Source organism: Caulobacter sp. P4_E5, from assembly GCF_056401555.1.
In genome coordinates this window covers 1-12,642 of sequence record NZ_JBFUJD010000114.1, presented here as the reverse complement: position 1 = coordinate 12,642, position 12,642 = coordinate 1, and the positions used below count along the sequence as shown (strand labels likewise).

Here is a 12,642-nt window from a genome sequence, read left to right as displayed (position 1 = left end):
GTCCACGCCCGTCCGGGGGTAACGGAGGCCCGAGCAGACAACGCTCACGCCCGCCGTCCTCACGGCAGAGAACAGCCTGGCGGAGCGGTAAGCGAGCCGAAACATACAAACCCATACGGTCTCCGGGTTCGCCCGGCCGCTCCGTCGCCTCCCCACACACTTCAGCGGATCGCCGCGTGAAGACGATGTCACTTGCCCCCACCTGGCCGCTGCGCGGCCGTCCGCCCCCGGAGGGGGCGGAAGGATCGCGTTTCCTTCTTCCCCCTCCGGGGGAGGAGCGCGTCAGCGCGGAGGCGGCAAGTGACCGCGAGGATCGCGCCTCATCCGCCGCGCGACCAGCCGGAGCCAACAGGGCAGGTGGAAGGCGGCCATCAGCAGGTACATCAAGGCCATGCCGCTGATCGGCCCGCCCTGGCCGCCCGAGCAAATCATCGCCGCCTCGCGGTCGCCGAAGGCGAGGGTCCACAGGGCCAGGGTCGCGAAGGTCGGCGAGGCCGCCAGGCCCAGCCAATTGGAGAGGGTCTTACTCATGCGGATCATCCTGAAAGGGGCGCGGATGGCGGACCGCTGCGCCCGCGCCGTGTCAGTCCTTCCAGGCCTGCTGGCCGGCGTCCGAGACCTCGACCCAGCGCTGGTCTGGCGCCGCGCCCGCCACATAGGCGTCGTGCCAGTTCCACCACTGATAGGGCGGCGTCTGCGGATAGCCCTTCGGCGAATCCTCCCACGCTTCCTGGCGGCCCAGCGGCGTGGCGTCGAGATAGCTCCACACCGTGCCCATCGCTTCGTCGCCGCGAACATTGATGAAGTAGGTGCGATAGATGCGCTCGCCGTCGCGGATGAAGACGTTGTGACCGTGCCATTGGTCGACCCCGAAATCGGCGTCGAAGTCGTCGGTCAGGCTGTACCAGGGCATCTTCCAGTCCATCCTGGCCTTCAGCCGGGCGATGTCCGCGAACGGCGCGCGCGAGACATAGGCCAGGGTGGTGTCGCGAGCGTTCAGGTGGGCGAGGTTGGAAACCTGGTCGGCGCCCAGCGAACAGCCGGGGCAGGCGTGGTCGGGCCAGCCGTGGACGCCCGGCTCGAAGAAGGCGCGATAGACGATCAGCTGTCGCCGGCCCTCGAACAGGTCCAGCAGGCTGACCTTGCCGTTCGGGCCGTCAAAGGCATAGGGCTTGTCGACCTCCATCCACGGCATGCGGCGGCGCTTGGCGGCCAAGGCGTCTCCGGCGCGTGTGTGGGCCTTTTCATCGGCCAGCATCGCCTCGCGGGCGGCTTCCCAGGCCTCGCGGGCGACGATCGGCGGCTTATCTATGGTCGGGGCGCTGTCTTGCGGAGCGATGGACGATTGGGTCATGGGCTTGCGATCCCTGGCGCTGGAGTCCACGGGCGGCGTCGCGCCGAAGCCGCCCGCTGGCCGTCCGTGACGGCGACGAAGGTTTGGCGCCGGTCGTCGAAGGGGTGGGAGTGACAAGTGTGACGGGATTTCGATGGACTCGCTGATCACCGCCGCGGCTTGGGCCCTGGCGGCCGGCGATCCGCTCGGCGCCTTGAAGCGGATCGCCTTGCGCGACGACGCGCCGGCCCTGGCGCTCCGGGGCATCGCCATGGCCCAGCTGGGCGACTTCGTCCGGGCCAAGGCGCTGCTGCGCGGCGCGGGCCGCGCCTTCGGTCCTCGCGAGGCCGTGGCCCGCGCCCGATGCGTGGTGGCCGAGGCCGAGATCGCGCTGGCCTCCCGCGACCTGACCTGGCCGACCAAGGCGCTGGACGCCGCTCGCGCGACTCTGGAGGCGCATGGCGATCAGACCAATGCGGCGCACGCGCGCTATCTCGAGATCCGGCGTCTGGTCCTGATCGGGCGGTTCGACGAGGCCGAGCAACACATGTCGGCGCTGGACCCGGCCTCGCTGCCGCCCGCCCTGCGCACGGCCCACGCGCTGGTGGTCGCCAGCGTGGCGATGCGGCGGCTGCGCGCCGGGGCCGCGCGCGAGGCGCTGGATCAGGCCGAGCATGCCGCGCGCCAGGCCAGCATCCCCGCCCTGACGGCCGAGGTCGAGGCCGCTCGCCAGGTGCTGGACGCGCCGGCGGCGCGCCTGGTCGGGGACGGCGAGGACCGAGTGCTGCGTCTGGCCGACATCGAGGCGCTGCAGGCGTCCGACGCCTTGATCATCGACGCCTGCCGGCACGGCGTGCGAGTGCGGGAGGAGGTCGTGTCGCTGGCGCGGCGGCCGGTGCTGTTCGCGCTCGCTCGCGCCCTGGGCGAGGCGTGGCCCGGCGACGTTTCCCGCGAGGTCCTCGCGGCGCGGGCGTTCGGCGCCCGGCAGATTGATGAGAGCCACCGCGCCCGGCTACGGGTCGAGATCGGCCGGTTGCGGGCGATGCTGCGCGGGCTGGCCGAGGTGACCGCGACCCAGCGAGGCTTCGCCCTGACGCCCGTCCACGCGTCGAGGGCGGTCGTAATGGCGCGCCTGGCCGACGAGCGCCATGCGGCGGTGCTGGCCTTCCTGTCCGACGGCGAGGCCTGGTCCAGCTCGGCCCTGGCGATCGCCCTCGACGCCAGTCAGCGGACCGTGCAGCGGGCCCTCGACACGCTGGCCGCGGCCGGAAAAGCTCAGCCGGTGGGCGAGGGGCGGGCGCGTCGCTGGATGATCCCGCCGCCGCTGAGAATGACGACACCCTTGTTACTCCCCACCGCCCTGGCGGAGCCCTAGGGTGCCAGCATGATCAAATCTTCCGCCGAAATCGTTCGCGAGTACGGGCCCTTTCCGGGGCTCGACAAAATCCATGGCGTCACCTTCGACGGCCGACACGTCTGGTTCGCATCGGGCGGCAGGGTCAGCGCGCTCGACCCCGAAACCGGAACCATCGTGCGCGAGATCGAGATCGCCGCCCACGCGGGCTCGGCCTTTGACGGCCGGCACATCTTCCAGCTGACCGAGGATCGCATCGTCAAGATCGACACCGGGACCGGCGAGGTGCTGGCCTCGATCCCGGCGCCCGGCGGTGGCGGCGATTCCGGGCTCGCCTGGGCCGAGGGCTCGCTGTGGGTGGGCCAGTACCGCGACCAGAAGATCTACCAGATCGATCCGGAGACGGGGGCCATCCTCAGCACGGTGCAGTCCAACCGGTTCGTGACCGGCGTCACCTGGACGGACGGGCAACTTTGGCACGGCGCCCACGACGGCGAGGACTGCGACCTACGCCGCCTTGATCCCGAGACCGGCGAGGTGCTGGAACGGCTGGACCTGCCGTCCGGGATCTTCGTCTCTGGCCTGGAGGCCGACGGCGAGGGCCGCTTCTTCTGCGGCGGCGGGCCCAGCGGCAAGGTCAGGGTCGTTCGCCGCGCGGGGAAGGATTTGTAGCCATACTTCGACGCTCATCGAAAAGTTCTGGAGGGGTGTTTTGAAAATCTGAGCAGCGGCTGACGGGCGCGGCGACGTCCTCGACCCTAAGTGGGGGGGCGGGAGATCCGGGACAGGCGCTTGGGCTGGTCCCTGAAGCGGTCCCCCTGAGTTTCAGTGTCCGGAGGGTTTTCATGGCTTCTATTCCCGTCGAGCGCCTCGATGACGGCGCGCCAGGCGAGGCCGAGCGTCCCGCCGCGTGGGCCGCCGTCGGCGCCCTGACCTTGGGCGTGTTCGCGCTCGTCACCTCCGAGTTCCTGCCCGCCAGCGTCTTGACGCCCTTGGCCCGCGACCTGGGGATCAGCGTCGGCGCCGCCGGCCAGGCCGTGACCGCCACCGCCGTGGTCGGCGCCTTCGCCGCGCCGCTGACGCCGGTGCTGACCGGCCGCTTCGACCGCCGCTGGGTGATGTGGGGCCTGATGGCGCTGCTGTGCGTCTCGAACCTGCTGACCGTCTTCGCCGCCAACCTGCCCACGCTGCTGGTGGCGCGCGTCCTGCTCGGGGCCAGTCTCGGCGGTTTCTGGTCGATGGCGGCGGCTCTGGCCATGCGCCTGGTGCCGCCGGCCGGCATGCCGCGCGCCATGTCGTTGATCTTCACCGGCGTCTCGGTGGCCACTGTCTCGGCCGCGCCGATCGGGGCCTATGTCAGCGACACCCTGGGCTGGCGCGCGGCGTTCGTGATCGCCGGTGGGGTGGGCGGCGTGGCCTTGCTGGCGCAGCTGGCGACCTTGCCGCGATTGGCGCCGACCTCGCCGCCGCGCCTGTCCGGCCTGATCGAGGTCGGGCGGCGCCCGGTGGTGGCGACGGCCTTGCTTGGCGTGCTGCTGGTGATCTCCGGCCACTTCGCCGGCTTCACCTATGTGCGGCCTGTGCTGGAGCAGGTGGCGCACCTGGACGTGCGGGCCATCTCGCTGAGCCTGCTGGCGTTCGGCGTCACCGGCTTCTTCGGCAATCTCGTGGGCGCGGCCCTGGTCGGACGCGATCCGCGCCTGTCGGTGCTGGTCGGATCGGCCCTGGTCGCGACGGCCGCCCTGGCGATCGTCGCGCTGGGACAGGTCGGCCTGGTCACGGCCGCCGCCCTGGCGCTGTGGGGCTTCGCCTTCGCCATGCTGCCGGTCGGCTTCCAGTCCTGGGCGACCTCGGCCGCGCCGGACCAGGCCGAGCTGGCCGGTGGCCTGCTGACCTCGACCTTCCAGGTCGCGATCGCGGCGGGCGCGGTGTTCGGCGGCCTGCTGGTCGACCAGTTCGGCCCGCTGAGCGCGCCGGCCTATGCGGCGGTCTCGGCCCTCGCCGCCGTCGGTCTGGTGCTCAGCCTGCGCCGGCGCGCGGCGCGGACGCCGGTGACCGCCGCCGCTTGCGAGGCCTGTTCCTAGGGGCATGATCGGGCCGACTTCTAAGCCGGCCCGATCGCTTGGCCTAGAAGTCGGCCGAGATCGTGAACTGCACGGTGCGCGGCGGGGCCGGGCGGAAGCTGGCCGCGGTGTTCACCGTGGTGCTGATCGTGCCCAGATAGTTCTTGTCGAACAGATTATCGATGTTCACCCGCGCCTTGACCTGGCGCAACGGCCCGGCCGAGAAGCCGTCGCCGATGTCGATATAGGCGTTGACGATCGTATAGCCGCCGACCTTCTCGTTGTTGACGAAGTTGGTGAAGCGGCTGTCCAGGTGGCGGGCCGAGACGTTCATCAGCAGGCCGTCGAAGGGCTCGACCGTGACGCCGCCCTGGACCACCCAGGCCGGGAAGTCGGGCACCTTCTTGCCGGCGAGCGCTAGCGTCGTCGGCGCGGCCGTCGTGCTGGCGCGGTAGTTCAGCACGTCATCTTGGAACTTGGCGCTGTTGTACGAGACGTTGGCGTTGAAATAGGCCTTGCCGGCCAAGAGCTCCGGCTTCCACTGGCCGCTGAACTCGACGCCCTTGGCCTTCACCGCCCCGACGTTCTGGTAGAAGCTCTCGGTCACGCCGCCGCCGCCGGGCACCAGGGCCGCGAAGGCCTGCAGCCGGTTCTTGAACTCGGTCTGATAGGCCACGATCGAGGCGTTGAACGTCGGATGATTGGCCCGATAGCCGAGCTCCCAGTTGGTCGAGGTCTCCGGCGCCGGGGCCGTCACGGTGGGACTGGCCGCCGAGAAGATGTCGTCGGCGCCGCGCGGCAGGGCCATGTTCTCGGAGTACGAGGCGAACACTTGGTYGCGACCGGTCAGGCTGTAGACCGCGCCGACCTGGGGCAGGAAGCTGTCCTTCCAGTTGGCCTTCAGGATCGGATGACGGCTGTTGATATAGTCGTTCGGATTGCGATAGCCGGCGATCTTGTAGTCGATGTCGGTGGACTTGAAGCCCAGTTCGATCTTCAGCTTGGCTTCCAGCAGGGTCAGGGTGTCCTTGACGAAGACCTGCTGGGTCTCGCGCAGCGACTTGTAGTTCCGCTGCAGGTGGACGGGCTCGTTGAAGTTCGGCGCGCCATCGGGATTGCCGCCCGCGACGTTATAGCGGGCCTGGGTGCGGTGATAATCGTCGTTCTCGAGCCAGAGGCCAGCCTCGATCTTGTTGAAGCCCAGATGCCAGGCGACCTTGGCTGTGACGCCCTTGCGGATGCCGTCGACGCCCGACAGGCCGTATTGGATGCCGCGTGGCGCGGTCAGGCCCGCCACGATCAGGCGCTCGGCGTTGTGGCTGGCCAGCGAGGTGGCATAGGCCTCGGGCGAGACGCCATAGCCGCCCTTGTCCTCGTAATAGGCCGTCGTGGTCAGGTCGAAYGTGTCGGTGATCGGCGTGTTCAGGGTCAGGCCGTAGAGGTGGTCTTGCCGGCTGTTGACGGCGAACTTGTAGTACTGGGCATAGTTGGCGTTCGAGTAGGGCACCCCGGCCGCGGTCTCCGGCAGGCTGGCCGTCGGGATCGACAGCGCCGTGCCGAACGGGACCGACAACGGAACCGCGCCGAGATAGGCGAACGTGCGCCCCTTGCGCCCGAACACATCGCCGGCCGTTCCGTTGTACTGGGCCAGGGCGATCGACGGGCTGTCATAGTCGAAATAGTCGTTGTGGACGGTCTGGAAGCTGATGTCGCCGCCGTTGGGCAGGGCGTAGCGCAGCTTGCCCTCGTAGTGCTGACGATCGATGTCGCCTGGGCCGCGCCACAGGTCGCCCTTGATCCACGAGCCGCTGACATAGCCCGACAGGCCGCCGTGCTCGCCCATTTCGAGCCGCAGGAAGGTGCGGCGCAGGTCGTCGCTGCCGAAGGTCTGGCTGATCGCGCCGCCAGCGTCCTTGGCCGGCGCCTGGGTGAAGTAGTCGACGATCGGGCCCAGCGAGGCGTAGCTGGGCAGGGCCACGTCGCCGGCCCCGGCCGAGGCGGTGACGCGCAGCAGGTTCTCGTTGTCGACATAGCGATAGATCGGGCTGCCGCCGAATTGGTCGCTGCGACCCATCGGGATGTTGTCCAGCAGGAAGCCGATCTGCTGGAAGTTGAAGGCGCGCACCGAGACCGAGTTGCCGAACTCGTACATGCCCAGGGCGTCGTTGGCCTGGACGTTGAAGCCGGGGAGGGACTCCAGCATCTTCAGGCCGGTGATCCCGGCGGGCGCCGAGAGCAGGGCCTCGCGGGTGATCGAGACGGTGGCGGTGGCGTGATCCGTGCCGATCGCCACGCTGGCCTCCGACAGGCGCTTGCCGGTCACGACCAGGGTCTCGACCTCGGCGGCCTTGTCGGCTTCTTGCGCCAGGACGGGCGTCGCGACGCCCAGGATCGAAGCGGTAAGCAAAAGCGCTCGCAGGCGATGCGAGCCGCGCGAAGATGGGCCGAAGGTCATGACTATCCCCAGATCTTTTTTGACTGGGATCAGCGTTGCTGTGGTCACGCCTCAGGTAAATTCAGAATTTCTCGGACGGTGTCGATATAATGACAAAGTTAAATCGACGCGCATGTGTGTTCAATTTATGATCAACGGCAATATATCTCATAGGTATTCGCAATATATATTCCGCGAAAGTCGGAATGACGATCGCGTTCGCGGTTGCATGGGCGTCTCCAGGTTCGAGAGCTAGGTTAGTTTCGCGTGGCGCACACAGGGGCAGGGCGCGCCACGATGGCTCGCCTTCGCACCCCCGCTGTCCTTGGCGCCTGAGAGATTCAGCGGGCCCAGGCAATCGCGAGGGCCGGCCTTGCTCCTTCGGCGAGGGCGTTTCGCGCCCTGCTTTCCAGCGTTCAGAAGCCCGCGCGGTCCTTCTGCTTGAGCGTTTCCGGGGCGGTTTCGCCTTCAGCGCCGGGCCGGGGCCCGATCTCTCCCGCGAGAGCGACAACCAGCAGGCGGCGGGCCGAGTCTCGGATCAAGCGGATTGATCGAAGCTGGTCGTATTGACGGTGGGATGCGAGCGATCGCGGCGCCGGGCGCCAAATCAAGCGCCGCTGGCGTCCTTGGTATGCTCGATCAGGTTGTCGCGCAGTCGGGCGACCATCTTTTGAACGGTCTGGAACTCCTCCGGCGTCAGGCCCGAGGCGGCCACTAGGTTCTTCTGCACGCCCCTGTTGCGCAACGCACGACCGGCGTCGGTCAGGCTGATCAGGACTTGGCGCTCGTCGGCGGGATCCCGTCGGCGGGTCAGGAAGCCCAATTCCTCCAGCTTCTTCAGGATCGGCGTCAGGGTGTTGGATTCCAGGAAGAGCTTCTCGCCCAGGCCGCCCACGGTCTGATTGTCCTGCTCCCACAGCGCAACGATGATGATCCACTGGGTGTAGGTCACGCCCAGTTCCTCGAGGATCGGTCGATAGGCGCGGCCGTAGGCCAGGTTCGCTGAATAGATCGCGAAGCACATGAAGTCGGCGAGCTTGACGTCGCCAGTCTTCGCGGGAGCGTCGGATTTCATGCTGGCCTCGTTCGTTTCGTTGGCCCCTATATATAGCGGATCCGATTAAATCGGAAAGTGTTGACGCGGTAGGTGTGATTATATATCGGTACCGATCTAATCGGTCCCGCTAATCATGAGGCTCACCATGTCGTCGATCCCGTCTCAAGTCGAAGCGCGTTTCTCTCGTCGCGGTCTTATGGCCGCGGCCGTGGCCGTGTCCGCGGCGACTGGGCTGACCGGCGTAGCGCGCGCTCAACAGACCGTCGCTGGAGTCGGGGCGCTGAAGCGGGTCAATACGGGCGACCTCAACATCGCGTACGTCGAGGCCGGGCCGGCCGATGGTCCAGTGATAATCCTGCTGCACGGCTGGCCCTATGACATCCACAGCTTCGCGGAGGTCATGCCGATCCTAGCCTCGGCCGGCTATCGAGTGATCGCGCCACATCTGCGCGGCTATGGCGAGACGCGGTTCCTGTCGGCTGACAYGATGCGCAACGGCCAGCCGGCGGCGCTAGCCAGCGACGTCATCGCGCTGATGGACGCGTTGGGGATCAAGAATGCGATCTTGGGCGGCTTCGATTGGGGCGCGCGCTCGGCCGACATCGTCGCGGCGCTGTGGCCCGAGCGGGTGAGGGCGCTGGTCGCCGTCAGCGGCTATCTAATCGGCAGCCAGGCGGCGGGCGCCAAGCCGCTGTCGCCAGAGGCGGAATTGTCTTGGTGGTATCAGTTCTATTTCGCCACCGAGCGCGGCCAGTTGGGCTACGCCCAGAACCGCGAGGCCTTCGCCAAGCTGATCTGGAAGCTGGCCTCGCCGAAATGGGCCTTCGACGATGCGACCTTCGCACGCTCGGCGGCGTCGCTGCAGAACCCCGACCACGTGGCGATCACGATCCACAATTATCGCTGGCGGCTGGGCCTGGCCCAAGGCGAGGCGCGCTACGACGCCTTGGAGCAGAAGCTGGCGACGGCGCCGGTCATTACCGTCCCGACCATCACGCTAGAGGGCGACGCCAACGGCGCGCCACACCCCGATCCCGCCGCCTACGCCAAGAAGTTCGTCGGCCGCTACGCGCACCGCACGATCACTGGCGGGATCGGCCACAACCTGCCGCAAGAAGCGCCCAAGGCGTTCGCCCGGGCGCTTCTCGACGTGACGAAGCTGTAGGCCGCGCTACTTCGCGACAGTCAGCTTGAAGACCATGACGTTGCGATAGGTCTGGCCCGGATCCAGGCGCACCGGCGCGAACTGGGGCTTGTTCGGCGCGTCGGGGAAGTGCTGCGGCTCCAGCGCGATGCCGTCGCCCTGGCGATAGATCTTGCCGCTCTTGCCGACCATGGTCCCGTCGATGAAGTTGCCGGCGTAGACCTGGATGCCTGGCTGGTCGCTGAGAATCTCCAGCACGCGGCCGCTCTTGGGGTCGGCCAGGCGCGCGGCCAGCCGCGGCGCGCCGCCGGCCTTGCCGTTCAGCACGTAGTTGTGGTCGTAGCCGCGGCCGATGACCATCTGTGGGTCGCGGGCGTCGCGGACCCGCGTCGCGACCGCCGTGGGCTTGCGGAAGTCGAAAGGGGTGCCGGCCACCGGGGTGATGGTCCCGGTCGGGATCAGCTCGCTGTCCACCGGCGTGTAGCCGTCGGCGGGAATGGTCAGGACGTTGCCCATCGCGCCTTCGGCCGAACCTTCGCCGGCGAGGTTGAACAGGGCGTGGTTGGTCATGTTGACGATGGTCGGTTTGTCGGTGGTCGCGCCGTAGGTGATCGTCAGATTGTTCTGCTCATCCAGGGCATAGGTAGCCGTCGCGGTGACGGTTCCGGGATAGCCTTCCTCACCGTCGGGGCTGACGTAACCGAAGGTCACCGAAGCGGTCGGACCGGCCTTGGCCGACAGAACCTTCCAGACGACCTTGTCGAAGCCTTTCACGCCGCCGTGCAGGGCAGCGACGCCGTTGTTGTTCAGCGCCAGCTGGTAGGTCTTGCCGTCCAGCGTGAAGCGGCCCTTGCCGATGCGGTTGGCGAAGCGGCCGACCGAGGCGCCGAAATAGCTGGCGTTCTTGGCGTAGGCGGCGGCGTCGGCGAAGCCGAGCGCGATGTCGGCCCTCTTGCCGGTGCGATCCGGCGCGATCAGCGACTGCAGCGTTGCGCCGTAGGTGATTACCGTCGCGCTGACGCCGTGGCTGTTGGTCAAGGTGAGCGCCTCGACCGCCTCGCCGGACGGAGTCTGGCCGAACGGCTTGCGCGACAGCTCGGCGGCGTTCGCCGACGAGATGGCGACGAGAGCGAGCGCGCTGCTTAGGGCGATGGTTTTCAGCTTCATGGTGTTTCTCCCTCTGTCGTTCTTTTCTTGTCGGCGTCTATTCGACGAAGGCCGGCGCGGCGACCCGCTCGCTGAGCAGGAAGGCATCGGCCACGTGCCGTAGCGGGCTGACATCGACATCGCTGGCGCCGTCGGCGATCAGCTTGGCGAAGGCGTCATAGAGCCCGGGATATTCACGGTCAGGCCCTTCGTGGATCAACTGGCCGTCGATCCACAGCTTGGCCCCGCCGTTGGTCAGCTTCAGAGCGCCGTCGTCGGTGTCGACTTCGATGTCCCAGCTTTGCGGTCCGGTCTGCAGGAAGTCCAGCTCGGCGCGGATCGGCGCGTTGGCCGCGTCGCGGAATTCGAGCTCGGCCTGGATTGGCGACTGACAATTCTCCGGCACATGCAGCACGCCGTGCGACAGGAAGAAGGGGCGGGGCAGGATACGGGTGACGATCGACAGAGCGTTGATGGCCGGGTCGAAGACGCCCAGGCCGCCAGCCTCCCAGATCCAGTCCTGGCCCGGATGCCAGACGCGCACGTCCTCCTTCCAGAAGATCCGCGCGGCCTTGACGGCGCGTTCGGCCAGCCAGGCGCGGGCGGGTTCGACGCCCGCGGCATAGCGCGAGTGCCAGGTAGTCTGCAGGGTCAGGCCGTGGGCGGCGGCGGCGAGGCGCAGGTCCTCGACTTCGCTGAGCGTGGCGCCGGGGGGCTTTTCCAGCATCACGTGCTTGCCGGCCGCCAGCGCCAGGTGCGCCAGGGCATGACGCGGCTGGGGCGGGGTGCAGAGAGCGACCGCATCGACCGCCACGTCACTGGCCAGCAGGTCGGCGAGGGCGGTGAAGTGGGCGACTCCGTCCAGCTCGGCGTTGCGGCTGACGATGGCGACCAGTTCGAAACGCGGGTCGGCGGTGATGGACGGCAAGTGCTGGTCGCGGGCGATCTTGCCCAGGCCGACCAGCGCGAGACGGATCGGCGTCACAGCGATTTCACCGTGACCGGACGCTCGGCCGCCTGGGCGAGGGGATTGCGCACTGGATAGCGGAACGGCGCGGCTTCGATCTCGAACACATCGCCGAGTTGCGTCTGGAAGCCTTCCGAGAACGACAGGGTGGCGGTGCCGAAGAAGTGGACGTGCACGTCGCCGGGGCGGCGGAAGATGTCGTACTTGAAGTGGTGATGCTCGAGATTGGCGATCGTGTGGGACATGTTCGCTTCGCCCGACAGGAACGGCTTTTCCCAGACAGTCGCGCCGTCGCGAATGATGCGGCTGGCGCCGCGCACGTCGGCCGGAAGGTCACCGGTCAGCAGCTCGGGGCCCAGCGCCGCCTGGCGCAGCTTGGAGTGGGCCAGCCAAAGGTAGTTGCCGCGCTCGATCACGTGGTCCGAGAACTCGTTGGCTAGGCAGAAGCCCAGGCGATGCGGCGTCCCGTCGGGACCGATCAGATAGACGCCGGCGATTTCGGGCTCCTCGCCGCCGTCCTTGGCGAACGCGGGGGAGGTGAGGGGCTGGCCCGGGCCGGCCAACTGGCCCCCGTCGCCCTTGTAGAACCATTCCGGCTGCACGCCTTCCTGGCCCGGCGCGGGCTTACCGCCCTCGACACCCATCAGGAACATCCGCATGGAGTCGGTGAGCTGCTCGCCAGCCTGGGCGGCCTTGTGCATCTTGTCGCGGCCCTCGGCCGAGCCGAGGTGAGTCAGCCCCGTGCCGGTCATCTGCAGGTGCGCGGGATCGGGGTGGTCGATCGGGGCTAGGACTCGGCCTTCGGTCAGGGCGGCGGCGATATCGATGTCCTCGCCGAGCGGACGGGCCTGGGCGGCCTCAGCCAGGGTGGCGTTCACCCGCAGCGCCGCCTGGGCCAAGTCATAGAGCGTATCGGCGACTTCGACCTTGCGCGCCCGTCCTGAGTCGTCCAACGCCGCCAGCTGTCGAGCGCCGCCCGAGGTCTTCAATTGCACGAACCGGAACACCACGGCGAACGACCTTCTGAAGCTGTATAATAGTCTGACAAATAGCGCGACGCRCTGGTCTGTCAAACGACGTTTCGACGTCGGCATGATCAAGACCTCGTCCCTGAACGCCTTCGGACGACATCACGTCATGCGCG

At 68.0% G+C, this 12,642-nt stretch carries 11 protein-coding genes and 1 riboswitch; of the genes, 4 read left to right on the top strand and 7 right to left on the bottom strand.

The window, feature by feature from the left end; all coding sequences use genetic code 11:
* Positions 1-282 precede the first annotated feature (282 nt).
* Positions 283-531 (bottom strand): hypothetical protein, encoded by a 249-nt coding sequence (locus AC1DSO_RS23130; protein ID WP_477071050.1) that lies wholly within the window; start codon positions 529-531, stop codon positions 283-285.
* A 52-nt stretch (positions 532-583) separates the two neighbouring features.
* Positions 584-1,354 (bottom strand): DUF899 domain-containing protein, encoded by a 771-nt coding sequence (locus AC1DSO_RS23125; RefSeq protein ID WP_477071049.1) that lies wholly within the window; start codon positions 1,352-1,354, stop codon positions 584-586.
* 133 nt (positions 1,355-1,487) lie between these two features.
* Between AC1DSO_RS23125 and AC1DSO_RS23120 the strand changes: the two genes are divergently transcribed.
* The 3 genes from AC1DSO_RS23120 (at position 1,488) to AC1DSO_RS23110 (ending at position 4,771) form a co-directional block, all read left to right on the top strand.
* Positions 1,488-2,708, top strand: coding sequence for a helix-turn-helix domain-containing protein (locus AC1DSO_RS23120; RefSeq protein WP_477071048.1), 1,221 nt, complete (start codon positions 1,488-1,490; stop codon positions 2,706-2,708).
* Positions 2,709-2,717: 9 nt separating this feature from the next.
* On the top strand, positions 2,718-3,359 hold the full coding sequence (locus tag AC1DSO_RS23115) for a Vgb family protein (protein WP_477071047.1): 642 nt from the start codon (positions 2,718-2,720) through the stop codon (positions 3,357-3,359).
* A 173-nt stretch (positions 3,360-3,532) separates the two neighbouring features.
* Entirely contained in the window at positions 3,533-4,771 is a 1,239-nt protein-coding gene (locus AC1DSO_RS23110; RefSeq protein WP_477071046.1) for an MFS transporter, read from the top strand.
* Positions 4,772-4,814: 43 nt separating this feature from the next.
* Here AC1DSO_RS23110 and AC1DSO_RS23105 read toward each other — a convergent pair whose 3' ends face one another.
* Both AC1DSO_RS23105 and AC1DSO_RS23100 read right to left on the bottom strand, forming a co-directional pair.
* Positions 4,815-7,217: a TonB-dependent receptor gene (locus AC1DSO_RS23105; RefSeq protein WP_477071051.1), complete on the bottom strand. Its 2,403-nt coding sequence runs from the start codon at positions 7,215-7,217 to the stop codon at positions 4,815-4,817.
* A 276-nt stretch (positions 7,218-7,493) separates the two neighbouring features.
* Positions 7,494-7,607: riboswitch (glycine riboswitch) on the bottom strand.
* 184 nt (positions 7,608-7,791) lie between these two features.
* On the bottom strand, positions 7,792-8,259 hold the full coding sequence (locus tag AC1DSO_RS23100) for a MarR family winged helix-turn-helix transcriptional regulator (protein ID WP_477071045.1): 468 nt from the start codon (positions 8,257-8,259) through the stop codon (positions 7,792-7,794).
* A gap of 178 nt (positions 8,260-8,437) precedes the next feature.
* Between AC1DSO_RS23100 and AC1DSO_RS23095 the strand changes: the two genes are divergently transcribed.
* On the top strand, positions 8,438-9,406 hold the full coding sequence (locus AC1DSO_RS23095) for an alpha/beta fold hydrolase (protein ID WP_477071044.1): 969 nt from the start codon (positions 8,438-8,440) through the stop codon (positions 9,404-9,406).
* A gap of 6 nt (positions 9,407-9,412) precedes the next feature.
* Here the strand turns inward: AC1DSO_RS23095 and AC1DSO_RS23090 are convergent, their stop codons facing one another.
* From AC1DSO_RS23090 to araD1, 3 genes are read right to left on the bottom strand one after another with little or no spacing between them, the layout of a single operon-like run.
* Positions 9,413-10,552 (bottom strand): aldose epimerase family protein, encoded by a 1,140-nt coding sequence (locus AC1DSO_RS23090; RefSeq protein WP_477071043.1) that lies wholly within the window; start codon positions 10,550-10,552, stop codon positions 9,413-9,415.
* Between the two features lie 37 nt (positions 10,553-10,589).
* Positions 10,590-11,516, bottom strand: coding sequence for a Gfo/Idh/MocA family protein (locus AC1DSO_RS23085; RefSeq protein WP_477071042.1), 927 nt, complete (start codon positions 11,514-11,516; stop codon positions 10,590-10,592).
* A complete protein-coding gene (araD1, locus tag AC1DSO_RS23080; protein WP_477071041.1) occupies positions 11,513-12,508 on the bottom strand; it encodes an AraD1 family protein in 996 nt (331 codons plus the stop codon). The genes AC1DSO_RS23085 and araD1 overlap by 4 nt, the downstream gene beginning before the upstream one ends.
* Positions 12,509-12,642 lie beyond the last annotated feature (134 nt).

Excerpts from the sequence above, each read along its gene's own strand:
- AC1DSO_RS23130 (WP_477071050.1), bottom strand. The coding sequence starts at position 531 with ATGAGTAAGACCCTCTCCAATTGGCTGGGCCTGGCGGCCTCGCCGACC.
- AC1DSO_RS23125 (WP_477071049.1), bottom strand. The coding sequence starts at position 1,354 with ATGACCCAATCGTCCATCGCTCCGCAAGACAGCGCCCCGACCATAGAT.
- AC1DSO_RS23120 (WP_477071048.1), top strand. The coding sequence starts at position 1,488 with ATGGACTCGCTGATCACCGCCGCGGCTTGGGCCCTGGCGGCCGGCGAT.
- AC1DSO_RS23115 (WP_477071047.1), top strand. The coding sequence starts at position 2,718 with ATGATCAAATCTTCCGCCGAAATCGTTCGCGAGTACGGGCCCTTTCCG.
- AC1DSO_RS23110 (WP_477071046.1), top strand. The coding sequence starts at position 3,533 with ATGGCTTCTATTCCCGTCGAGCGCCTCGATGACGGCGCGCCAGGCGAG.
- AC1DSO_RS23100 (WP_477071045.1), bottom strand. The coding sequence starts at position 8,259 with ATGAAATCCGACGCTCCCGCGAAGACTGGCGACGTCAAGCTCGCCGAC.
- AC1DSO_RS23090 (WP_477071043.1), bottom strand. The coding sequence starts at position 10,552 with ATGAAGCTGAAAACCATCGCCCTAAGCAGCGCGCTCGCTCTCGTCGCC.